Origin of the sequence: Pseudoalteromonas luteoviolacea, from assembly GCF_018100925.1 — a bacterium.
GTDB classification, from domain to species: domain Bacteria; phylum Pseudomonadota; class Gammaproteobacteria; order Enterobacterales; family Alteromonadaceae; genus Pseudoalteromonas; species Pseudoalteromonas obscura.
In genome coordinates this window covers 684,625-708,151 of record NZ_JAGJEH010000001.1, presented here as the reverse complement: position 1 = coordinate 708,151, position 23,527 = coordinate 684,625, and the positions used below count along the sequence as shown (strand labels likewise).

Here is a 23,527-nt window from a genome sequence, read left to right as displayed (position 1 = left end):
AAATCGCGTTTAATACGCATCAGGAAAGTATTGTCTGTATTAATCTTTATTGGCTAAACCGAACCGCAAAGCCTAGACCCTGCAAAAATAGACATATCTCTTAACAGAAATGTTAATTTATCGCTTAAACCTATTAAATAAACGCATTAAAATTGTACAAACTTAGTAATTAATGGCATCGTGTAAAGAAACTTTATCAATGTCCGACTCTAAAATTGGAACGTTCTAAGAGTAAACCTACAATGACCCTTAAAATATCAGCTAAAAATTTGGCAGTTTTGTCATTTACTTCCGCTTGTCTAATTGGCTGTAGTGAGAAGCCAAATGAAGAAGTGTTCAATACGACAACACAGGACACACCAGAAACCAAATATGTTTCTGATGTCGTCAGTTACGTGAATCCCTTAATAGGCACAAAGGGGCCATTTAATCATCGTCAAGCAGGTAATGTCACTCCGGGTGCTGTAATGCCGTTTGGTATGTTTAATTTTGGTCCTGAACACGCATATACAGAAGACTTAATGGCTGAATCTGAGGGAATTTCAAAAAAGATTCTTGAAGAGAAGAAACGGGTACCGGTATCCCCTGGCGGTTACAACTATCAAGCAAGCCGAGTAAAAGGCTTTTCGTTTACTCGTCTATCTGGAACAGGTTGTCTTGGCGCATCAGGTGATATACCCGTTATGCCTTTTACGAAAGATATTACATTTTCACCTGCTACAGATCCGATAAACGGATATTACAGCGCAGCCTTTAGCCACGATGATGAGACTGCAATTCCAGGTTATTATCAAGTTGGGTTAGACAACGGGGTAAACGTAGAGCTTACATCGACCACACGCACAGGTATTGCAAATTTCACGTTTAAGCACTCAGATAACGCAAAACTCTTGTTCCGAACGTCCTATTCTCAACTAGGTAGTGGAGACGCATTTGCAAAAGTAGATCCAAAAAGCGGCGAAATTACTGGTTATGTGACTTCGGGTAACTTCTGTGGGTACTTAGGTGAGCACAATCGACGAGATTACTACACACTGCATTTCGTCGCTAAACTTGATAAACCAATTTCAGGTTCTGGCGCTTGGAAAGATGCAAAGCTGTCCGATGGTGCAACTTCATCAAAAGGCGCAATGGGTTATGGTGATAACGGCTGGCCGGACATTGGTAAAGGCTCCGGTGTTTGGGTCGACCTTGACATCAACGACGGAGAAACGGTCCAAATGCGCGTTGGTATATCTTATGTCAGTCTAGAAAATGCTAGAGAGAACTTAGCTAAAGAGCAAGGTGATACAAGCTTTGCTGCGCTTCAAAAGCAATCACAGCAAGCCTGGGAAGCCGAGCTATCCAAAATAAAAGTAGCTTCCGATGACAACAGCAAATTACGTATTTTCTATACCGCCTTGTATCATAGTTTGTTCCACCCTAATGTTTTCTCTGACGTAAACGGAGAATACACGGGCTTTGACCAAAAAGTACATACAATATCATCAACGCAAACAGCTCAATACGCTAACTTTTCTGGCTGGGATGTATATCGTTCTCAACTGCAATTGGTAACCTTATTAGATCAACAGCGAGGAAGTGATATCGCACAGTCGCTTTTTAACCAAGCAAATCAATTTAATGGGGTATGGGATCGCTGGACGCACAATGCAGGTCCAACTGGCGTGATGAGTGGTGACCCGTCAACAATCGCAATCTCTAATTTCGTTGCTTTTGGTGCAGACAATTTTGATGTATCGGGTGCTTATGCTTCACTGCGTAAGGCTGCAACTCAACCAACAGAATTTGATTTGACTGATATCGGGTGCCCGGTTTTTTGTAGAGGTCAAAAACCATCATTAGATGAATGGCAAAGCATTGGTTATATATCCGAACAATCCAACAGTTGGGAAGGCGCCTCAGAAACACTTGAGCAAGCATCAAGTTATTTTTCTTTAGCACAGTTGGCTAACCGCTTAGGAGAGCAAGATGATGCTTCACGCTTTGTCGATGAAGCTGGATATTGGAGAAATATCTATAATCCTTTGGCGACGGAATCATTAGGGTACATTCAAGGTCGCAACCAAGATGGAACATGGAAACAAGAGTTTGACGCTTTTTCTGGTCATTTATTTGTAGAGGGTAGCCCCGCTCAATATCTTTGGATGGTTCCCCATGACGGTGCGGGTCTTTCAACCATCCTTGGTGGAGATAATGTCATGAGTGAGAGGCTTGATAGTCACTTCCGAAAAGCAGATGGTACTTGGGTGCTCTATCGTGATTCAGCGCAATTTGCAGATGTCTCAAATCAACCCTCAATTCTATCTCCATGGATGTATCTACATACTGGAAATGCCTACAAAACACAGCAGACTGTGCGTGAAACCATGGCGCAACTTTGGCTAGATACACCTGACGGCATACCGGGGCAAGACGATCTTGGCCAAATGTCATCTTGGTATGTTTTTGCGAGCCTTGGGATCTACCCCAAATATCCTGGACGCGCAGATTTAGTGTTATCAAGTCCTCAATTTACTCAAGCTAAAATCGGGAACTTAACTATAAATGCACCAAGTGCTTCTCGTAAAAATATTTATATTAACTCATTAAAAGTAAACGGTAATGACACCTTGAAAAGCTGGATTGACGAAACATATATAAACGAACCTGTTACTTTAGACTTTAGTTTAAGCGACACGCCAAACCACGAATTTGGGAAAGCCGTTGAGCACAGGCCACCAAGTTACTCCCCAACAAACCTTAAAGAAAAGTCTATTCTTTAAACGTTTGTATTATAAAAGAAACAAAACAAGCATTGTCTTAACCTCTGACAACAATTTGGCACGACCTAATTCGTGCCAAATTGTTAACCCTAGTAGCTCTATATAGTTTTCTCTGTTTTTGCTCAAACGCCGCTTCAAATTAATCTTTGTATTAAGTAACCAAACTGTATTTAAAATACGCTGATAGTTGTGACTTAGGACGAATTTATTTTTAAGTACAGATAGCTAGCATAACTAAACAGGTTCAAGATAACCTTATGTATTTTCGCATCCACGCATCTATGCGATGCTCATAATTGTGTATCTAACAAATTAACGTTGATAACAGGAGGTTGCTAAAGGGACGCCAATAAATATAAATTTACAACTCCTTCTCGATGTCTGCGATTAAACTGCTCTATAACAAAAGTGGAAGAACAGCATCCTACTCATAAAAAAATACTATATACTTTATTACTGCTATAGTTAGTCATATCACAGACCATTTGGCGGCAAGGAAGACAATGGATAGCAAAGTTCCCCACTTAGTTACCAATGACTGTCTACAGATTCAATTTATCAGTGCCGCTATGCAAACGTTGCTTGGCGAAGACAATATAATAGGTAAGAACCTAAATCAGGTCTTTAATCTAGAGCTTATTAGCGGTGACTTTTCTCTTGGCCACTATAATAATATTCCCCTGAGCATAAAGAGATTTCCTTGCGAGACTGGGTATTGCTTCTTGATTCAGGAACATGACTCAAATAAAGAAGAAATGAGTTTTTTGATCGATGCCGTTACTAGTTCAAACATAGGCGTATGGCGCTACAACCTTGCGTCGCGATCTCTTTATCTATCAGACATTGCCAAAAAACTATTGGGGATTGCAGCACCAACCCCATTGAGTTGGCGGAAACTTCTCTCACTTGTTCATAAAGATGACCAAGCACTGTTCCCACTTTTCTTTGAAAATCATGTCCAGTTTGGGGTGCCACTGCAATTTGAGTTTAGGCTAAAGTCTTCAGGGCAAAAATCTTGGTTTGCTTTGAGAGGAAGTTGTACCAATAAGCCCGATGGAAAATGGATCAATGGTACATTGCAAGATTGCACAGCAGAAAAAACCACTGTGATAGCTCTGAACGATGCGGATGAGAGTAAACAATTAGCAATTGAAGCTGGCAAAATTGGAACATGGCGGGCAACGAAGTCGGGAGGTCAATGGCATTGGAAGTGGGACATGCTAGCCAACACAATTTTCAAGCTTGAACCCGAAGATATTGGGGATCTAAACAAGTGGGTTGAACTTCTTCACCCAGAAGACAAACCAAGAGTCAAAGAAGCCTTGGACGAAAGTTTAAAAACTGGCATAGAGTTCAAACAGCATTATCGAAGCATATTAAAAAACGGCGAAGTCATATACGTATTTGCCCAAGGTAGAGTCGGCAAAAATTATAAAGGGGAGCACTGTAGGATAGATGGTGTCTGTGTTGACCAAACAGAAATACACAATACTCAGCAGGCGCTAAAAAAACTAAATTCGGAGCTTGAAACACGTGTTAATGACAGGACCGCGGAACTTCATAACACCCTCCAAAAAGCCGAACGTGCGAATAAAATAAAATCTGAATTTTTATCTATGATCAGCCACGAACTCAGAACACCACTCAATGGTATAATCGGTGCATTGGATCTACTTTCTCACTATTCGCTAAGCTGCGAACCGAAAGACTTAGTGTATACAGCTTCAAAATCCGCCGACCACTTAATCACTATCTTAAATGACTTGTTAGACTTAAATAAAATAGAAGCGGGCAAGTTAGAACTAGAAACCGCTGTATTTGATTTGCCCACTGTCATTTCAGATGTAGTAAGTACATTTACAGCATCGGCAATAGACAAGGGCATTAAATTAAGGGTTTACGAAAATCAAACTGAAGTTCAGCCGATAAAAGGAGATATAAATAGGTTTCGACAAATTCTTCTTAACATACTGGGTAATGCGATCAAATTTACCAACAGTGACAGTGTACGCTCGAAAGAGATCACTGTTACGTCGGGATTTAAGCGTCTAAACATATATCAAAGTGAAATTACGGTGTCTATTTCAGATACCGGCGTCGGTATGAGCAAAGACACCATAAATAAACTGTTTACCCCATTTACACAAGCCGAAAAGTCAACCACAAGGAAGTTTGGAGGGACTGGTCTAGGACTCTCAATTTGCGGAAAATTGATAGATTTAATGGGGGGGCAAATCACAGTAACCAGTGAGCTAAGTAAAGGCAGTCAATTTACAGTCAAAGCGCCTTTTTGGGTCGAACTGAACGACAAGGAAACCCTTTTAAAAAGTGCACTCAACTGCTTCACCCTAGGGCAACTATCTATTGACAACCAACATGTGATTCAACTGCTGCAATCCACATATACAGTTACAATTATCCCGCTAGAGTGCCAAGACATCATGTTTGATCAAAATATAGGAATAAATTTAGTTTTGACTGATGATTTTAAATCACTGTTAACACATATTGGTATTCTTAACTCACTTGATAACTTAATGGTTTATACCGATTTAGAACAAGTCGCAAATTTTGAACTCACCTTCCCACATCTGGCTGTATTTTCAAATCAACCGCTTACCTACGCGCAACTTGTAAAACAAATCAGAACTCAGCAGCAAGATAACCTTGCGCTGGATGAACTAGAGTTTGCTATCGAGTCAAGCTATTCAGAACAAGAACAGCGTCCTATCCAGATGAAAGACGATGAAGGCTTTGGGCATCATGATATCTTACTGGTGGAAGATAACCCGTTCAATCAAAAATTGATTCAAACTCAGTTGGCAAAATTGGGGCTTTTTTGTGATATCGCGAATAACGGCGCTGAGGGCTTTAGTTACTGGCATAGCCATACTTACAAACTGATCCTAACCGACTGCCATATGCCTGAAGTAGACGGCTATGAAATGACAAAACAGATCCGTACAGAAGAGGCTAAACGAGAGAAACCCCCAATCCCTATCATTGCTGTGACGGGAGCCGCAATGCAAGGCGAGAGGGATTTATGTACTTCAATTGGCATGAATGACTTTTTGTGCAAGCCAGTTAGACTCACCGACATCAGATCAATCTTGGAGCGTTGGTATGAACACACAGCTTGATCAATTAAAAACGCTAAACCACAACACCATTATTGAACTAGTAGGTGACGAGCCTGCTAAAATTCACAAGTTTCACATTGAATTTCTCAAACAATCATCAGCCATTTTAAGAACTATTATCCAATCGTTTAACTCCGACGATTTTTCTGAGATCAAAAATCAAGCACATTTTCTAAAAACGTCTGCAAAAGCTGTCGGGGCAGAGCGCAGTGCTTATTTTCTTGAAACAATTGAAAGTTACAGCCTTGAGGGAAACAAAGCTGCAATTAAACAAGTCATCATAAAGCTCAATGGCGAGTTTAACGCGATAAAAAAGGAACTTACCTATGACCAGCATTAATCGCATTGCAAAACGCCATCCGGCAGTACTTGTGCTAACTCATCGAGAAGACGACGTTCAAGGTATTACAGAACTCATTGCAGAGCAAACCGAGGATTTTCGGTGTTTGGTTGTAAGAAAAACTGCATTAGATGACATTGAGCAGCTAGCACCTAAAGTCATTCTTTTTGCTTTGTCAGATGTAAAAAAGAGTATTTGCTTATATAACCTACTGATAAAAGAGAATAGATTAGTAAAAAATCACTACAGCGTCCTTTTGTGTAGTAACAGAGAGTCTGGTTTAGCATTTAAGTGCTGTTTGAAGAATTTATTTGATAGCTACTTTGTATACCAGCCTCTATATGAAAAGTTCCGACTACAACTCATCGTCTATGAGGGACTAAAACAGTTTACCAATACTGACTCTTATATCGAGTCGTTAGACAAAATAGTCAAAGATCAAAATGACGAACTTAATTCGTTGATCGAATTGGGCTTAAGCTACAAGGCTTCAGTGGTTGAAGAAATTAGTAAGAGCAAAGAAGAGGTGAACTCCATTAACCAAGATATCTTGTCTCAAATGCCTGATAATATAGACAAACAACTCCTTTCGGAAATTAATAATTCGCACATTCAGCCACTACTTAACGCATTAGAAACATCACTCTCAACCAAACTCCTAGATCTAGTGAATGGATTAAAACAGTCTCAAGATTTGAACAGCCTTTTAATGAAGCAACTTCAACAACCTATCCATACAAAATGCGAGGATAACTCTGTTGTCTCATCGAGCGACAATGCATTTTTGGAAACGCCGACTAATCAACAGCACTCGATATTATTGGTTGAAGACAACCATATATACAGAGAGATGATTAGCGATGTATTAAGCACAGTGGGTTATGAAATTGAGCAAGTCGATGACGGACTCGCGGCCATAAAAAAAATAAAACGTACTCAGTATGACCTAATCGTAATGGACCTCTTTTTGCCAAATTTAGACGGCTTAAATACAACAAAGCATATTCGCAACGTCGGTAAAAATATCAAGACACCTGTAATTGCATTAACAGGAAATAAAAACAAGCAGCTAGTGAAGAAATGGGCCGAGCATGGTCTCGATGGGTATATTCTAAAACCATCTACAAAAAAAGAGATCTTAGCGGTCGTCAATAAAGCAATTGGCCCTTAAGGGCCGATAAAACACAACTCTTAACACATCGAAAAACTGCCAGTCCTTACCATAAGCCATTGTTTAAAATGGATAAATAAAATTCAACTGAAAATCAACCGCACGTCAACATCACGTAATCACTTTGAACGCCGCGACAGATACTATACAGACCTCCACAAATGTGAAAACACAAAACACAATTTCGAGGTAACCATGACACAAAATTTCTGTTGTAAAATAGCCTTGGCTGCAATTTCTTTAGCCCTGTTTAGTAGCTGTGCTATCAATCAAAGTTCTATGTCGGACGGGTATTCATTTATCTACTCAGCTAAAGAAGGGGACAACCGATCTTTGTTCCTCAGTGATAAATATGGCAGAGATCGGCTTAAAGTGATTGATTTAACGAACAACGACGGATACCCATCTATTTCACCGCATGGAAAAACCATCGCATTTTACGGCAAATACGATAACAACAGAACATGGTCGATTCATAAAGTGGATCTAGACGGAAGCAATGTAATAAGGCTTACTAACAAGCGTTTTGTCTGGGACAGTGCGCCATCATGGTCACCAGATGGAAGTAGCATCATCTTTTCCCGAGAGTATAAAAGTGCAAGTAATCAGTGGCAAGAAGAAGTGTGGTTAATGGATGAAAATGGAAATAATCAGCGCCAGATCCACGCTTTAAAAGGAAGGGCTGCTAGTTTTTTACCTGATGGCAAAATCATATTCCAATCAAACTCCAAGCATAGCCAACTATTCATTGCTGACATACATGGTAACAATCAGGTTCAACTTACAGATACAAATTCAAGTAATCGCTCTCCTGCTGTTTCACCTAATGGTAAATATATTGCGTTTTTGGCTAATAGGGACGGTAACCAAGAGGTTTATGTGATGAGCATAGATGGTTCGGATCAACGACGCCTTACATTCAATAATATAGAAGATTGGGATCCTGCATGGTCAGCAGATAGTAATTACATTTATTTTATATCACAAAACAAAAGCGACTTTTACGATGTATTCTCGATACATCGTGACGGCTCCTCGCTAATCAAAATGGTCAATAGTGGATCACAAGTTAACTCTGTAATTAACCTCGATACAACGCAGTTATCGAAGCTAAAGGAAAAACAATAGGATACGCCAAAATGCAAAGACAGTACCATAACTAAATTAGCGTTATCCCAGCTAGGGTTTCAAGATTATACAATCCCATCAGTCAATGTTATCTGATAGATATAATTTGTAACCCTGAACAGCACACGACAGTAATGCGTAAGAGCAAAGATCAAGGAAGGATTAAAAAACATTAAAAAAATGTACAATTTTCAATCTAAATTAAGCATATTTAGCAATAAGAGTTAACCTTTATATAACACAAATATATAAATAGTCGGTAAAACAGCTAACCATAGCCGTGAAGTTAATAGCTTTTAGTTAAAAACACCAAATAACATTAGACCCCTAAGCTGACAGAAAAAATAAATAAGCATTTAAAACATGGAATTACAATTAGCTAAGCTCTTTACTTTTAGCACTCACTCGGCATAAATTAATTTTACTATCTGGATACTTGTAATATGTTACCCAATGATGCTATTAATGTTAAATAGCTTTTGCAGGAACATTCTGTAAGGGTTATTTTAAGTTAAAACTAGCTAAAATAAGGAAATAAGTAATGAAACTTGCACTAAAAAAACAAAAACTTAAGCAATTAAACAATGACAAAACTCTAGACAACAATGCTACACCTAACATCGTTGGTGCAGGTAGCACTTATAGATGTCGTCCGGCAGTATCTGAAACTGGTAACGGATTCTGGGCTTGCATGTGCTAATAGCTCATGAAAGTGAATAGAAGAGGTGTACAAGCACCTCTTTATCTAACCCTGTTTCAAGTTAAAAAAGAAACGGCGCTACTTCAATTTTCGTGCTCTTTCTAAGCCCCATCAGTTATAGACATACCAATATATACATCATTCTAATTTAAAATTGTAGTAAAGCCAGAACCTTGAAAAAGTATGCACGCGATTTAGAATGACCCAACCTTTAAACATCAAGAGGTTCAGTGAGTATTTCAGTCGACATGTTTAAAGTTCTTCTATTTTTAAATTTGAACAAAACGTGCGATACCTATAAACACACAATCACCCAACGAATCACAATTCATCTTCATAAATTCTATAAACACTTTTAATCTAAGGCATATACGAATATAACACCATAAAGCGAATAGACCTGATAGAACGCAATACATATGTATTTAAAAACTGGTGGATTCAAGGTGTAGTCACTAGCAACTGAAAAACGAGTTACTGCTCTAAAGGCCTTTGTTATCAACGCCATGTTCATCGAACGAATATTACTCTAAACAACTCACTTTAAACTTTAAAAAAGTTTGTCATATAGGAGAAACTAACCAGCTCTCGACACGTACGCCTGATCATAGCAATGAAAAACTCAAAATAGCTCATTATCCCAAACATCTTAATAATAAGATAAAGTTTATATATTCACAATATTATATTGTTATTGGTACAACGATACACAACCAAGTTCAAACACTAAATTGACAAAATAGAACAACAATAAAACCCCAAACAACTAATATTAAATGCATTTTAAAAGAAAGTAATCACCCGTAAAAACTGATCACAAATCAATCAACATGATATTAATTTCATAAATCGCAAGATAAACCATTGCAATTATAAATAATCATGTTAGATTCAAAATTAGAATAAATAAAAATGTTTTATTAAAGGAAGAACGTTATGAAACTAAAAATAATGAAGAAAAAAATCAAAAACCTATCGGAAACAAAAAACATGCTTAATAAAGCAATGACACCTAATGTTGGCGGTGGTCGTGGTGCATGTTCAGGTGGTCCAGCTTGTATTATTGATGACCAGCCATCTGAAACAGTTACAAGTGGTGGTGTACCAGTTACTTTTTAAAGTACGAATATTTTAAATATGCCTGTTCTTTTCAGGCTTTGGGAGGCGCTTTTGCGCCTTCTTGCTTTCCCTTAGTTTTCTCCAAATAAAATCGTATCTTAGCTTTATCGAATAACACCTCTCAATATAATCAGCACCAGTTTCCAAGGTAAATTATCGCCCGTCATTGATAATATTCATTGTAACTATAATGTTGCATTAGTAGCATTTGCTCTATACCCTAGTTTTACACATAGGCAGTATGTGATGTGGACCTTTATCAACGAATTAACTAAGGAAAAGGTAATGAAATTAATAAAGTGTCTGTTTTTGGTGTCTGTAACCATCAGTTCAATTAGTATATTTTCAGCCCCTTTTGAGGCACACAGCCATAACGAAAAACACTATTCGGACGATGAAGTGATGGCAGCCCAAGTAGCAAATGGCGCCCCTGAATCTAGGTTTTTAGGGTTCAATATCGAAGAAATAAATGGTGAACCTCATTTGTCAGCAACTGTAGCGGCCCCAAAAGCTCTTCAGTACTTGTACTTTGACATTGAAGCTTCACCGGTAGGGCTTCTCGCTTACAACGAAACATTCCCAAGAACACACAGCCAGACAACGTTAAAAGCAACCATCCCACTATTCGAAGCTCTTGAGAAAGTTCAGCGCTCGGATTTCATTGAAATCTCTTTAATTTCCATGGACTCAACACCAGGCTACCGCCTAAACTCGCTCAGATACAATAGACAAGCACTATTAGAGCTACTTGAAAGCGGAGCTGATACCCAAGATTACAGTCTTGTAGTTCAGCAACCAATCGATAAAAAAGGGAATGAATATGGGATTTTAGATGGCGTAATAAAATACTGTATGAACCACGACAGTGTTCGCTGCGACTATAGTTACCTTAACCACCCTAACTTTGACAAAGATGGTCCGTTGCAATTTGCACTGCCTTTTAAAGGCGAGTTTACACTTAACGCATACATCAATGAACTTAAGTTTCGCGAGGACCTAACCAGTATCAATAAGGTACTTCCAACAGACTTTGAAGTATGGCTTGATAATGACCTATTTGGGTTAGGTAAAGATCGCTCTAATGCAAAAGCATTCCTGTCAAATTTCTTTACTCTTACACACAATAAAAACGCATTCACAAACCAATATCAAACTAAAGTTCAGTGGAACATTCCCTGGCAACATGCGACTTTTCAGCAAGGTGCATCATATAAACGGGCAACTCACGCGATCTGGTCCATGAATTTTGCGGTCCAAACAAATCGATATGGGAGCTTTCAAGATGCAGCTCGTCAGGGGGTCTCTCGTTCCGAATATTTAAATGCAAATATCATTGAAAACATTAACTTTAGTGCATTTCAGGGCACTGCTAACAGCTTGCTTAAGTTGTCTCCCATGTCTGTAGAATATTAAACTTCGTATTCATATAAACCAAATGACAATGGCATTTCTCCCCCATTGTCATTTCAATTATTTGCCTGAGCTTCTAGGAGTGTCGCACTTGTTTGGGGCAACATCACAAAAAGCATACTTCAACCCATGAAAATAAATAAGCCCGCATTTGGCTAAAAAATTACCATTTTGTAAGTTTCGAGAAAGTTTCCTGAATTATTGTTTGCCTTGTAGAGACAACTTTTAAAAACATCGCCAAGTTAAAACTTTTAAGGACCATATATGAAACTTTCTAAATATTTGCTAGCACTAACAATGTCTGTGAGTTACCAAGTTCAATCAAAAGAAGACAGCGAACTAAAAATTGGCCTAGGTGGAGCGTTTGTTACACAAGATGAAGGGTATAAAGATGTAGGCAGCGAAACTCAGTTCGTTCCTGCCATTGCTATTGAATACGGTGACTTCAGACTACTCGGGCCTTTTGCTTCATATACATTTTATCGTAACGAATCGTTTGAGCTATCGGCAATTGGCATGATGAGACTAGATGGTTACGAGCAAGATGATAATGATTTATTTAAGGGCATGGAAGATAGGGACATGAGCTTCGATTTAGGTCTTGAGGCAGAGTTTGACACCGAGTTTGGTGAGTTTGCAATTAAATACACTCAGGATGCCAGCAGCACTCATAAAGGATACGAGGCGACATTAACCTATGGCGCACCTTTTAGGTTCAAAAAGGGTCAAATCAAGCCCTACATTGCAGCCAATTTCGCAAGTAAGGACCTGACAGATTACTACTATGGCGTAAAACAATCAGAAGCTACTGCACAACGCTCATTTTACGAAGTTGACAGCGCCACCAACCTAGAAGTCGGGATCAGTAGTGATTGGTTTTTTGGACAAAATCACATGATTAAAGCTGATGTTAGTTACATGTCATTCGACACAACAATCAAGGACTCTCCACTTGTTGATAAATCTGGCACATTCCAACTGCTGTTGGGGTATGTATATGTATTCTAAGTTTATCTTTTCGAAGTTTCATGGAGTCTTATTCAGCACGCTTTTTATTGTAACGGGGTGTAGTCAAGCCCCACAGGCGGCTCATGATAATGAATCGAGTTCTTATGAACAGTCGACAGTCGTCGCAATACAAGTGCCATCACCAAACAAAATATTTTATGGCAAAGTGCAAAGTAATAGGGGGTACGATATGGCGCTATTCAATAGTGGTCGTGTCGAACGTATTGCAGTAAAGGAAGGTCAACTTGTCAACCAAGGAGATCTCATTGTACGACTATACTCACCCAAATTAAGTACTCAAGTTCTCGAGAAAAAGGCAACCTTAAGTGCTGCACTGGCCGCGTCAGATGAAGCAATAAGTGAGTACAAAAGAATTACTGACTTGCGAGCAAAGGGTTTAGCATCAGAAGCACAACTTGAATACGCGCAAAAAACAGCACAAGTGGCACACGAAAAAGTTAGACAAATGAAGGCACAGTTAACGGAGGCTAATAACCTATTAGACGATATATCCGTTTATGCAGCTCACGATGGCATTGTAGCTGCCCTGTACGCTAGAGAAGGACAGTTCGTATCATCGTCGGTACCTATTGTTCGGGTAGAAGAAACTGGAATATTTAAAATTGAGTTTTTAATACCTGAGCGAGATGCAGTGACACTTTTAGCCGACGTAGAAGTACCGATCCACATAAGTGCACTAAATAAAAGTATAACTGCCACAGTTGCTGAAAAAGCAATCCCGAGTGTCCATGGACCGTCTTTGTTTAAAATTACAGTTCATATTGAAGAGACTACGCCCGAGCTATTAGGTCTAACCGCCCAATTAAGAATCAATACGACACCCGATGTCATCTACAGCGTTCATTCTAGCGCTGTTCGGTTCGACCCAAATGGCAATAGCTATATGCTAGATAAATCCCATACTTTATATAAAGTGCAAGTTCTAGGCAGTAGAGGCGACAATTTATTGGTATCTGCCCAAGTTAGCTTGGACGAGATCGAATTCGACACTACACCAGAGACAAAAATAAATCGAAACCTGATGGCTGTAGTGGAGGTGGAAAGTGAGTGATAGCGCTAAACACTATTGGTTTCAAAACCCACGCCTCATCATAGGTATAGTCTTTATTCTTGCACTGGTTGGTTTTGCAGGTTGGTTCAGTGCAAGCGAGCAAGAGGACCCTCAATTTCCTTACCGCAATGGTTTTGTCACACTCACAGCGCCTAATATGACCATTGCTCAGCTTAGAGATGCCGCAGTTGTTCCATTGGAGCGTACCTTGAGCAATATTGATGAAGTGAGTACCTATCAGTCCCGTATAAAAAATGGTAACGCAGTTATTAACATAGAACTTCACGAACATATTTACGATACCGATACGGTGTGGGAACGAATAAAAGACGATATAACAAATAAACAAAATGATATGCCAGGCATTTCTGCCAATATTGTGGACAGAGCACAGGATACGCAGGGCATCGTAATCGCTATCACACAACCAAGTGATATATTGGCGAAGAGGGCTTTGGCCATCGAGCTTAGAACCGAGTTGGAGCAACTTTCAACTATTCGCAGTGTAAATCTCGTTGGCGATCCCCATGAACAACTAGTAATTGATTACACTCTAAATGCTATGCAGGAGTTTGGCGTAACGCCAGAACAAATTGCCCACAGGCTTTCAATTACGTCTGGGCGTGGAGCGAGCTTCCAAACCGGTGGTGTAACAACCAACACCAACCCATTGGGAAGAATTCAATCAATTGATGATATCAAGAACAGTCAAGTGACCCTTGATAACGCCAACCCTGTTTCTCTATCTACCATTGCTGACATTTATTATCGTCCAAACCCGATAGCACCAGAGCAGTTTATGGTCAATGGGCAGCGAGTAGTCGGTTTAGCAATTTCGCTTCCTGCCAATACAGTTAGAGTTACAGAAGTAGGAGATGCAATCAGGCAAGTCGTAGAAAAATTTAATCAGAAATTTACCAATAGCCCTGCTAAAATCGTTTTGTTTCAGCCTAAATGGACAAAAAAACGAAAGTCTGACTTACTCAATTCTTTGGCAACTGGATGCATTGCTGTAGCTGTAATATTAATTTTACTGATGTCTGTCAGAACAGCTATTGTTGTGGTAGTCACAATTCCTGCAATCGCATTATCTGCCCTTGGCTTTTTTACTGCTGCGGGTGGCGTTTTACATCAAATGACAATAGCCGGTTTGGTAATATCTTTGGGTCTCATGGTGGACAACAGCATCGTTATGGCAGAAAAGATCTTACAGTTAATGGATCAAGGGAAAAGCCGCTTTGATGCCAGCAAAGAAGCTGTAAAGGGCCTTTACAAACCTTTAGCAACAGCCACAATAACAACAATTGCGGCATTTCTCCCGATGTTGCTGGCAAAAGGCAGCGTCGCAGACTTTATATCTACCATCCCAATCCTCGTTATTTTGTGCATCAGCTTAAGTTATCTTATTGCGCTGTCATTTGTGCCAGTCATGGCCAATTATCTATTTCAAAGTCGCCCTAAGACAGTTCAAAAGCAAAGTAAATTTTCCGTTGTCGGAAGTCGCATTGCTCAATTTTCCTTAGCAAACCCCAAAACCATCATTATTATCATGCTATGCCTATTGGGGTTGATCCCTTTGTTGCCATCTACAGTCGGCGAGTTTTTTCCAAAAACCAATCGAAACCAAGGCTATGTTGATATTCAACTGCCCCTTGGAAGTGATATTACCAAGACAACGAGCGTTGCAAAACAAATGAGCGGATATATTCAAGCACTCGATTTTGTAACTCAAACGATGACGTTTAGCGGCTCATCTGGCCCGCGCTTTTATTACAACCTTGTTCAGCAACCAGGTGAAAGCCACATCGCTAGGGTCGTTTTTGAGGTCAAAGAAGGGATCAATGTTAAAGAAGTGGTAGAGCAGCTCAACGCATTGTTGCCCCAAGTTTTCAACGGCGCTTTGGTACTTGCCAGAGAATTTGGCCAAGGGCCACCAATCGAAAGCCCCATCGAGATAAGGCTTATAAGTAGTCAAACAGAAACAAACCTCAAAGCTGCTGAAGAAGTTTTTATATTGTTAAGCAAGCAAAGTAACACTGCACATGTCCGAAGAGACTATAGCTATGGGGTGGCACAACTGAACATGTTGATTGATCAACAATCATTGAAACAGGCAGGCCTAAATGAAAGTGTATTAGCCGACTATCTTGCATGGCAAGGGACAGGACTGCACATTAGCGATTTAACTTTTAAAACAGAGCCCATCACATTGCTGTTGCAAGATACCAGCTCGGACCAAACTTTAGAGCGCATTATGTCGACACAAGTCGTTGATCATAATAAGCAATTTTTGCCTATTTCAGCATTTGCAAACGCGCGACTAATCGGAGAAAAAGCCGTAGAAACACGTCGAAATGGACGCGAAGAGCTGCGCATACTGTCAGACGTTACATATGGCACTGATGAAAGCATATTACTTGAATCACTTCAGCCGGAGTTATTTGCCATTGCAAAAAAGCATGGCGTCACATTGCAGTTTGGCGGGGAACTAGAAGAATCTCAAGAGGCAAATAGTGCGCTATTACTAGCGCTCCCCGCAGGTTTAATACTCTTGTTCATTGCACTAATCCTACAGTTTAATTCGTATAAATTAACTGTATTAGTTATGATGAGTATTCCTTTTAGTATTATTGGTGCACCAATAATGCTGTCCTTTGTAGGAGTCCCGTTCGGTTTTATGTCACTGCTAGGCATACTCGCGTTGGTGGGGATTGTAGTAAACACCGCTATATTACTCATAGAAAAAACAATAGAAAGCATAATTGACGGGCACGATAAGGATATAGCAATAAAGCTTGCTGTATCAAATCGGTTACGGGCTATTATGCTAACTACAATAACCACGATTATTGGTATGTTACCTCTTACATCAGGAGAGAGCCCGTTATGGCCACCACTGGCTTGGACCGTAATCGGCGGCTTAATAAGTTCAACATTGATGATGTTGTATATTATGCCAATATTAATGAGTTGGCTAATTGAACCAAATCGGTATAACAATCGAATAAATGTGAGCTAACAATAAAAAGGATAATCCACCGCCATGCGTATTTTAATCACAGAAGATAATCTTCAGCTTGCCGAATTTATTCAACAGGCCATACTGCAAGATGGACATGCAGCCGACATTGCCAATTGCGCAAAAGAGATGACCAGCCTTTTAGAAGGTTGGCAATATGATGCATTGGTGCTGGACTTAGGGCTCCCTGATACGGATGGTATTGACGTTATCAGGCAGTTACGAGCACAGCAGAATCCGATCCCAATATTAATATTGACTGCACGAGGAGGTGTAGAGGACCGGATCAAAGGCCTCGACCTAGGTGCAGATGACTATCTCAATAAACCTTTTGCTATTGATGAACTCAAAGCAAGGCTTCGCGCTATCTTGAGAAGACCAGTCGAGTACTCCGGCAATATACTGACTCGAGGAAATATATCGCTAGACAGCAAGGCAAGACGGGTAATGGTCGATAACAATAATGTCAATATGGGTAAAACTGAGGTTGCAATATTAGAATATATGATACGCCACGCCAGTTTAACCGTCAGTAAAAATGCCATTTATGATGCAATATATGCACTCGGTTTCGAAGTAACGGACAATGCAATCCAAGTTGCCATGCACCGAATACGAAAAAAGCTAGAACAGGCAGGTGCTAATGCAGATATAAAAACAATACGTGGAATAGGGTACATATTGTCATGAACCAAGTTGGTGTTACAAAAAAAGGCTCTTTGGCTCGCAAGCTTTTTATATTGTTTGGTGTAATGGGAGGTGTAGTCTTCGCATTAATTGGCGCTATTCTGTTCTTATTTTCTATCAACTTCGCGAATATTGCCGTTGAAAAAAGTATGCATGGTATGGCAGAAGATATACCGGATGGCTTGCACTTTGACGCACAAGGAAGGCTCAATTATTCTTCAAGCAATATCGCGAAAAAGTGGGGCTATGACGCGCTTTTTAACAATCTAGCGTTCAAAGTAATCGATCGAAGCAGCAACGCTGTCATTTTAACCTCGAACCCACATATAGAAACATCAGTTGCCTTACTGGCACTTCCTATGGACTTGCCTGAGGGGTATTCATTCTCAAATGGCATTGATAGGTATCGCATGGCTGTTTCAGTTCAAGGAAGAGAACTCTACGTTGACCTTGCCAGAGACGACTTAATAGGGGAGTTAGCCAACGAAGCTGTTTTACCTATGCTCGGACAAGTGTTAACCCTGACTATGGTAGCCGCATTTTTAATTTTCATATGTGTAGGATACGTCTCGATAAAAGCGATTGTAAAACCAGTCAATAAGGTGGCCGAAGAGTTAGATGGCATTGAACCTGCGCAACTTGACCGCAGGCTCGACAAAAAGGGGGTTCCCAGTGAAATGCTGCCCCTTGTTAATGCACTTAATGACACGATGGACAGAGTAGAAAAAGGGTTCAAAGAACAAAAGCGCTTTGTTGCCAACGCGGCACACGAACTAAAAACACCATTAGCAGTACTGAGAACACGCCTTGAGCTTGCTAACCTACCTGATAAAATTGCATGCGAACTCATGAGCGATATCTCTTATATGACTCGTGTTGTAGAGCAGTTACTTGATTTGTCGCGAGCGCAGAATCAAAACAGTTACCTTCACAAACCAGTCAATATTACCGATGTTGCTAAAGATGTCTGTATGCTGCTAGGTCCTTTGACATTGACCTACCAAAAAGAACTCGCTTTGGAAGAAGTCGATGAAAATCCATCGGTGATAGGTGATCAAGCTGCACTAATTATCATGTTGAAAAACCTACTCGAAAATGCCTTAAAACATGCACAAGATGGCGCACAAATTATCGTTGAAGTAGCTTGTGGTCGTATTTCCGTTAAAGATTCAGGGCCGGGGATCAAAGAAGAAGATAGAGCCAAACTGTTTGAGCGGTTTTGGCGTAAGGAGCAATCAACATTAACGGGAAGTGGATTAGGTTTAGCAATAGTCCACGAAGTTGTATCGGCTCACGATGCTAAGATAGATGTTATATGTAACAATGAGTTAGGTGGGGCTACCTTTCACGTCTATTTCCATGATAGGGTTGTACCTACTGCATCATCATAGCGCTAAAGGAGTTAAGCTATGCACATTAGAGCATTTCAATTTAGTGACCTTGAAAACATTTCTAAACTCGTTTCAGAAGTTTCGAAGTGCGACATATTGCCACACTTTTGCGAGCAAGGTCAGACAGAGTTTATAAACAGAGTCATTCCCGATCTTGAAGCGACTTTGAACCAATCAATTTTTAATTCATTTATTGCCATTGATGAAGATAGAATCGTCGGTTTTGCAGCAATAAGGGAAAGAAACTACATAACTCATTTGTTCGTCGCCAAGGGGGAGCAGGGGAGTGGTATTGGCAAAGTCCTATTAGATAAGCTACTAAGTTATGCCAAGGGTAAGCAAGTCTCACTAAGGTCATCGCTCAATGCCCGCAGCTTTTACGAAAAGCAAGGGTTTACCGAAACTGAGCCTGAGGGACAATTCAATGGCATTCGATTTGTCCCGATGTCAAAAACTATCGTTCAAGCTTAAATACATTGCTTTTTTAATGTGGCCATTGAAAAATGCGTCGCATTTTGCATAACTCAGCCAATACAAAAGTTTTTTATTTTAAAAAACAGCAAGTTAATATTGGCTTGTTTTTTGATTACTAATCTTAAACAACAGATAAGGGTTAGTAAAATGAAGCATATTGGAATATACACGACATCTAAACTGCCAAACGAAGTCGCTATGATATTAAGTGAGGCGAATGCACTTGCAGAAATAGGGCATCGCGTTACTGTCTTGACACCTATTAAGTATAAAAATATCCGTAACCTACACAAATCTGTATCTATAACGTATTTGGCAAGAGCGGGCATATTTTCGACAGCCCCTTTGTTTACAAGTTTCTCAGATTTAGGTACCTGCTATTCAATATGGAAGCAGCTGAATTGCCGTAATTCTTATCGCTTTGTTTCACAGGGATTAATGCTTGCAGAAAAGCTAAAACAACTAGAAATTCAACACTTACACTGTATTTTTAATCAACACGATTATTACGTCAGCCTGTTAGGCAGCAAGTGCGCCAAAGTTTCACTTTCAAGTTTTTGGGGCGTTTCTTCATATAGCAGCATGGGGAAAAGTGCGCAAAAGCTTGTAGATCAATGTGATTTACCATTGGTAGAGTTAGAATGCCAACGACTCGCTGCTGACGAGCACTCCTTAGTGCTTAATAGAGGCCTAGATATATCAAAGTACAAACCATATGAAAGAAACAAAACTACTTTGCATCTGGTATTCATTGGCAACATTGTCGATGAATCAGGGTTAAAGGTAGTACTAAGCGCACTCGCTGATTTACCGTCCCGATTCAGCATAAAGCTAGATATAATTGGCGAAGGCCCAATTAAAAAGACTTTAGTTAATGACCTGATCCGAAAAAGACTCAATGGTAAAGTTCATTTTCTTGGCAATAAATCTCGAAAGTGGATCCTTAATAAACTCCCTCATTATACCGCTATCGTTTCGCCTTATTGCTCAAACGGCAGCCTCGCACAAGTCGATAATATCACCTATGTAAAAGAGGCTATGGCCAGTGGTTTGCCTGTACTCACATCTAATATTGCGGCATGTAAAGAAATTACTAGTTCTAATACCGGAATGAAATGCCCCCCGAATAGCATTGCAGCTATGAGTAACATGCTAACTGCTTTTATGCAGTTAAGTACCTATCACCGGCACTTACTCGGTCAAAATGCGCGTAAATATGCAGAAGAAAATTTCAATGTAAAACACCAATCTAGAGCCCTATCTAGGTGGATCCAAGCGCTGTGATTCCAATAAAGTCGCATCAAGTATTGTTTTATGTTCTATACCTATAAGACGAGGAGCACTTCAGACTGCTTCTAAAATAGGTTAAGTTAAATACAAGGAACATTGCATTGTCAGACTCAATATATAGAGCATTGCAAGGGTTAAGCCGACGCGAGACTATTTTGTGTAAGCAAGGGGGGAGACTCCCTAAGCACATTGAAATCAAACTGTACATTGGCTACCTTACGCTCATATTGGCAGCTATCCTAGTCGCATTTGTGTGGCAGATCAGTCAACTTGAAACATATAAATACACTTCGCTAATTCTCCTTTTAATGGGATATTTTGGTATTGTTGCTCACCCAGCCTTGCTATTTATTTTGAAAAAAGACGAGATAAAATCCCATTTCAAAAACCCGTTTAATCTAATTTATGTAAACGCGCTAAATACGCAAAGATTTGATCAAAAATATGTTGATTTCCTGAGCACTAGAAACATACATCACCTAGAACTTGTGTTACTTGAAATCCAAGCACAGAAACACTTATTTGAACAAAAAACTGCATTGCTGGTAGGATCAATTGAGCGAATAGGGTTTGCGCCAGGTATTCTAGCGCTACTGATCTCTTTGGATAAGCTCAGTGAGATTGAGCTTGATTGGGTTTTATCGATAGCGTACGTCATTCCCATCATTTATTTTTTCGGTGCATTTAGCCGCTTGTTAGCGTCAAAAGTATCGCGTCACATTTCGATACTCGAGATGGCCATCCAAAGAAAAAAGGCGGCTAGCACTACCACCGACTAGCCGATTCCCCGCCAGAATAACCGAAAACGCCCCAACGGATAGCAAGCTTTGCGGTATAACTCATTGCGCTAATTTAAAAAAGCGTTAAAATATTTGCACTACAAACCAGACATATCATAATTTAGTCAAGGACTTAGAAATAGTGACTGAAGTGAAGCGTATATCAATTTATTTGCTATTCGGTTTATCCTTATTAAGCACAAATGCAATAGCTCAATATACATTTGCCTTAATAGGCAAAACGCAAAATGATAGTTTTTATCAGCAAGCGTTTGCAGGCTGTAAGGACTTTGCACGCCAAAAAAGTGATTTGACTTGTCTATATGATGGCGCTGATGATTATCAAGATGTCCGTACGCAAGTACTTATCGTAAGGGAATACGTCGAAAAAGGTGTCGATGGTATTTTAGTATCAACAACTGATTCAAATTACTTGGTTTCAGGGGCATTAAAAGAGGCAAAGCAAAAAGGTATCCCTGTAATTACATTTGATTCTGATCTATTAAGCGAGCAACATGCTTATAGATTGGCCTATGTAGGTACTAATAATTTTGATTTTGGTGTTGCATTGGGGCAGGCAGCCAAAAAATACAAAAAGCAATCCCCTCAACCTGTCTGCATTCAATCTGGACATTACACTACCCCAAATTTAAATGAAAGAATTCGGGGTGTAAGGCATGCTCTCTCCGGCACAGCAGATAAAAAGCTGACGGGGGAGTCGGGTTGGATAGAGCATGAAAGGTGTCCACTTTATACTATGGGTAAGCGCGATGAAGCTTTGAGCCAACTGATTGCCATACTGAGCACCGATGCACCTCCTATCTTTATAGCAGTTGCCGGTTTTGCTCAGTTTAATGACAAATACGTCAGCGCATTACAACCTTTTAAACAAAAACTGTTACAACAAACTGTCACTGTTATTTCCGCAGATACCGAGGAAATTCAAGTTAAAGCGCTGGGACTAGGGCTTTCCACAATTAACATAGGTCAAAAGCCATACCATATGGGATTAAACAGCGCTGAACTGCTTTACAATTATGTTAAATTCAATAAAAAGCCTCCCCAAAGTGCATACTATTTAGATTTTCATTATTGTAATCAAAAAAATGCAATGACTTGTACTAACAACAGATGATTTGCTCACAACCGAGTGAGCACAACCTTAATACTTCACCGCCGTAACGGTCAGCGGATTTGAAGACCTTAAACTTGGTAATTCAAACAGAGTGTTCATCATATCTAGTCCATTGTTGTGGTATGTATCATGTGCCTTAGAAGACATACTCTCTTTATAGTGGTAACTGATAATGTCAGCAAACTGGTTTGATATTGAAATATCAAAAAATTGATACCCTAATTGACAACTCATCCAATGCAAATACTCTGCAGATGTACAACTATTCAAAAGCTCACTATTAGACTGGGGCATATCAATAAAAAGACGACTAGCACTTGTTTCTAGCACAGCATTTTTTATGTCTTGGATAAGCAGCAAAGGCAACAAATCTGTGAACGGGTTACAAGGCCCAAAAATTATTAGATCAGCATCTTCAATAACCGCAATAGCATCTAGCGATGTATCAACGTCTTTTGATAAAAACACTTCTTTGGGAAGCGCATTGAGGCGATTGATATTTTTCGCACCGACAACGGTTTCCCCACCATACGTAATCGCTATTAAGTCCGTCGCATAGTCCGACATTGGCAAAACGCTATTAGTGCTGTTATTTATGGATTGATTAAATACCGTGAGGGCTTCCGTTGGCGTGTGACACATCAATGAAAGCAATTCTAAATTGGCTACATGATGGGTCTTGTTCTTTCGTTGTGAGGAACTCAAAGCCAGACTCATACTTTGCAATATTTCCAATTGTGAATATGAGAGCAATGCGCACTTATTGTCTATATCAAAGCTTGCCTCAGGCGTAGCACATATTGCACTAAGGTTTTGACAAAGTGGTTTTAAAGACTTCATTAAATCAAGCATATCTTGCCCAGCACCAACAAACACTACATTCATACAATCACCTCCAA

At 39.8% G+C, this 23,527-nt stretch carries 18 protein-coding genes; 17 read left to right on the top strand and 1 reads right to left on the bottom strand.

The window, feature by feature from the left end:
- Nucleotides 1–242 precede the first annotated feature (242 nt).
- The 17 genes from J8M00_RS02695 to J8M00_RS02615 all read left to right on the top strand — a co-directional run bounded on the left by J8M00_RS02695 (nt 243) and on the right by J8M00_RS02615 (nt 22,628).
- Nucleotides 243–2,765: a GH92 family glycosyl hydrolase gene (locus J8M00_RS02695; protein ID WP_211008822.1), complete on the top strand. Its 2,523-nt coding sequence runs from the start codon at nt 243–245 to the stop codon at nt 2,763–2,765.
- A gap of 503 nt (nt 2,766–3,268) precedes the next feature.
- A complete protein-coding gene (locus J8M00_RS02690) occupies nt 3,269–5,905 on the top strand; it encodes an ATP-binding protein (protein ID WP_211008821.1) in 2,637 nt (878 codons plus the stop codon).
- A complete protein-coding gene (locus tag J8M00_RS02685) occupies nt 5,889–6,245 on the top strand; it encodes an Hpt domain-containing protein (protein ID WP_211008820.1) in 357 nt (118 codons plus the stop codon). The genes J8M00_RS02690 and J8M00_RS02685 overlap by 17 nt, the downstream gene beginning before the upstream one ends.
- On the top strand, nt 6,232–7,416 hold the full coding sequence (locus J8M00_RS02680) for a response regulator (RefSeq protein ID WP_211008819.1): 1,185 nt from the start codon (nt 6,232–6,234) through the stop codon (nt 7,414–7,416). Before J8M00_RS02685 ends, J8M00_RS02680 begins: the two co-directional genes overlap by 14 nt.
- A 195-nt stretch (nt 7,417–7,611) precedes the next feature.
- Nucleotides 7,612–8,544 (top strand): TolB family protein, encoded by a 933-nt coding sequence (locus tag J8M00_RS02675; protein WP_211008818.1) that lies wholly within the window; start codon nt 7,612–7,614, stop codon nt 8,542–8,544.
- A 541-nt stretch (nt 8,545–9,085) separates the two neighbouring features.
- Complete coding sequence (locus J8M00_RS02670) at nt 9,086–9,244, top strand: hypothetical protein (protein WP_211008817.1); 159 nt, start codon at nt 9,086–9,088, stop codon at nt 9,242–9,244.
- A 936-nt stretch (nt 9,245–10,180) separates the two neighbouring features.
- Nucleotides 10,181–10,363 carry a hypothetical protein gene (locus tag J8M00_RS02665; protein ID WP_023399160.1) on the top strand — a complete coding sequence of 61 codons (183 nt, stop codon included), beginning with the start codon at nt 10,181–10,183 and terminating at the stop codon, nt 10,361–10,363.
- Between the two features lie 285 nt (nt 10,364–10,648).
- Complete coding sequence (locus J8M00_RS02660) at nt 10,649–11,776, top strand: hypothetical protein (protein ID WP_211008816.1); 1,128 nt, start codon at nt 10,649–10,651, stop codon at nt 11,774–11,776.
- A gap of 261 nt (nt 11,777–12,037) precedes the next feature.
- Nucleotides 12,038–12,781: a MipA/OmpV family protein gene (locus tag J8M00_RS02655; protein WP_211008815.1), complete on the top strand. Its 744-nt coding sequence runs from the start codon at nt 12,038–12,040 to the stop codon at nt 12,779–12,781.
- On the top strand, nt 12,771–13,853 hold the full coding sequence (locus J8M00_RS02650; protein ID WP_211008814.1) for an efflux RND transporter periplasmic adaptor subunit: 1,083 nt from the start codon (nt 12,771–12,773) through the stop codon (nt 13,851–13,853). The genes J8M00_RS02655 and J8M00_RS02650 overlap by 11 nt, the downstream gene beginning before the upstream one ends.
- Nucleotides 13,846–16,872 carry an efflux RND transporter permease subunit gene (locus tag J8M00_RS02645; RefSeq protein WP_211008813.1) on the top strand — a complete coding sequence of 1,009 codons (3,027 nt, stop codon included), beginning with the start codon at nt 13,846–13,848 and terminating at the stop codon, nt 16,870–16,872. Before J8M00_RS02650 ends, J8M00_RS02645 begins: the two co-directional genes overlap by 8 nt.
- Nucleotides 16,873–16,896: 24 nt before the next feature.
- Complete coding sequence (locus J8M00_RS02640; RefSeq protein ID WP_211008812.1) at nt 16,897–17,562, top strand: response regulator; 666 nt, start codon at nt 16,897–16,899, stop codon at nt 17,560–17,562.
- A complete protein-coding gene (locus J8M00_RS02635) occupies nt 17,559–18,950 on the top strand; it encodes a sensor histidine kinase (RefSeq protein WP_211008811.1) in 1,392 nt (463 codons plus the stop codon). Before J8M00_RS02640 ends, J8M00_RS02635 begins: the two co-directional genes overlap by 4 nt.
- A gap of 18 nt (nt 18,951–18,968) precedes the next feature.
- Complete coding sequence (locus tag J8M00_RS02630; RefSeq protein ID WP_211008810.1) at nt 18,969–19,421, top strand: GNAT family N-acetyltransferase; 453 nt, start codon at nt 18,969–18,971, stop codon at nt 19,419–19,421.
- Between the two features lie 150 nt (nt 19,422–19,571).
- Complete coding sequence (locus tag J8M00_RS02625; RefSeq protein WP_211008809.1) at nt 19,572–20,708, top strand: glycosyltransferase family 4 protein; 1,137 nt, start codon at nt 19,572–19,574, stop codon at nt 20,706–20,708.
- Nucleotides 20,709–20,815: 107 nt separating this feature from the next.
- Entirely contained in the window at nt 20,816–21,493 is a 678-nt protein-coding gene (locus tag J8M00_RS02620; protein WP_211008808.1) for a hypothetical protein, read from the top strand.
- A 142-nt stretch (nt 21,494–21,635) separates the two neighbouring features.
- Entirely contained in the window at nt 21,636–22,628 is a 993-nt protein-coding gene (locus J8M00_RS02615) for a substrate-binding domain-containing protein (RefSeq protein WP_284137833.1), read from the top strand.
- A gap of 27 nt (nt 22,629–22,655) precedes the next feature.
- On the opposite strand, the gene J8M00_RS02610 is transcribed toward J8M00_RS02615, so the two are convergent.
- Nucleotides 22,656–23,513: a 2-phospho-L-lactate transferase CofD family protein gene (locus J8M00_RS02610; protein WP_211008807.1), complete on the bottom strand. Its 858-nt coding sequence runs from the start codon at nt 23,511–23,513 to the stop codon at nt 22,656–22,658.
- Nucleotides 23,514–23,527: the final 14 nt, after the last annotated feature.

Bases quoted from the DNA above. Each gene is read 5' to 3' on its own strand.
- J8M00_RS02635 (WP_211008811.1), top strand. From the start codon at position 17,559: ATGAACCAAGTTGGTGTTACAAAAAAAGGCTCTTTGGCTCGCAAGCTT.
- J8M00_RS02630 (WP_211008810.1), top strand. From the start codon at position 18,969: ATGCACATTAGAGCATTTCAATTTAGTGACCTTGAAAACATTTCTAAA.
- J8M00_RS02690 (WP_211008821.1), top strand. From the start codon at position 3,269: ATGGATAGCAAAGTTCCCCACTTAGTTACCAATGACTGTCTACAGATT.
- J8M00_RS02675 (WP_211008818.1), top strand. From the start codon at position 7,612: ATGACACAAAATTTCTGTTGTAAAATAGCCTTGGCTGCAATTTCTTTA.
- J8M00_RS02650 (WP_211008814.1), top strand. From the start codon at position 12,771: ATGTATTCTAAGTTTATCTTTTCGAAGTTTCATGGAGTCTTATTCAGC.
- J8M00_RS02670 (WP_211008817.1), top strand. From the start codon at position 9,086: ATGAAACTTGCACTAAAAAAACAAAAACTTAAGCAATTAAACAATGAC.
- J8M00_RS02680 (WP_211008819.1), top strand. From the start codon at position 6,232: ATGACCAGCATTAATCGCATTGCAAAACGCCATCCGGCAGTACTTGTG.
- J8M00_RS02695 (WP_211008822.1), top strand. From the start codon at position 243: ATGACCCTTAAAATATCAGCTAAAAATTTGGCAGTTTTGTCATTTACT.
- J8M00_RS02610 (WP_211008807.1), bottom strand. From the start codon at position 23,513: ATGAATGTAGTGTTTGTTGGTGCTGGGCAAGATATGCTTGATTTAATG.
- J8M00_RS02625 (WP_211008809.1), top strand. From the start codon at position 19,572: ATGAAGCATATTGGAATATACACGACATCTAAACTGCCAAACGAAGTC.
- J8M00_RS02660 (WP_211008816.1), top strand. From the start codon at position 10,649: ATGAAATTAATAAAGTGTCTGTTTTTGGTGTCTGTAACCATCAGTTCA.
- J8M00_RS02640 (WP_211008812.1), top strand. From the start codon at position 16,897: ATGCGTATTTTAATCACAGAAGATAATCTTCAGCTTGCCGAATTTATT.
- J8M00_RS02685 (WP_211008820.1), top strand. From the start codon at position 5,889: ATGAACACACAGCTTGATCAATTAAAAACGCTAAACCACAACACCATT.
- J8M00_RS02665 (WP_023399160.1), top strand. From the start codon at position 10,181: ATGAAACTAAAAATAATGAAGAAAAAAATCAAAAACCTATCGGAAACA.
- J8M00_RS02655 (WP_211008815.1), top strand. From the start codon at position 12,038: ATGAAACTTTCTAAATATTTGCTAGCACTAACAATGTCTGTGAGTTAC.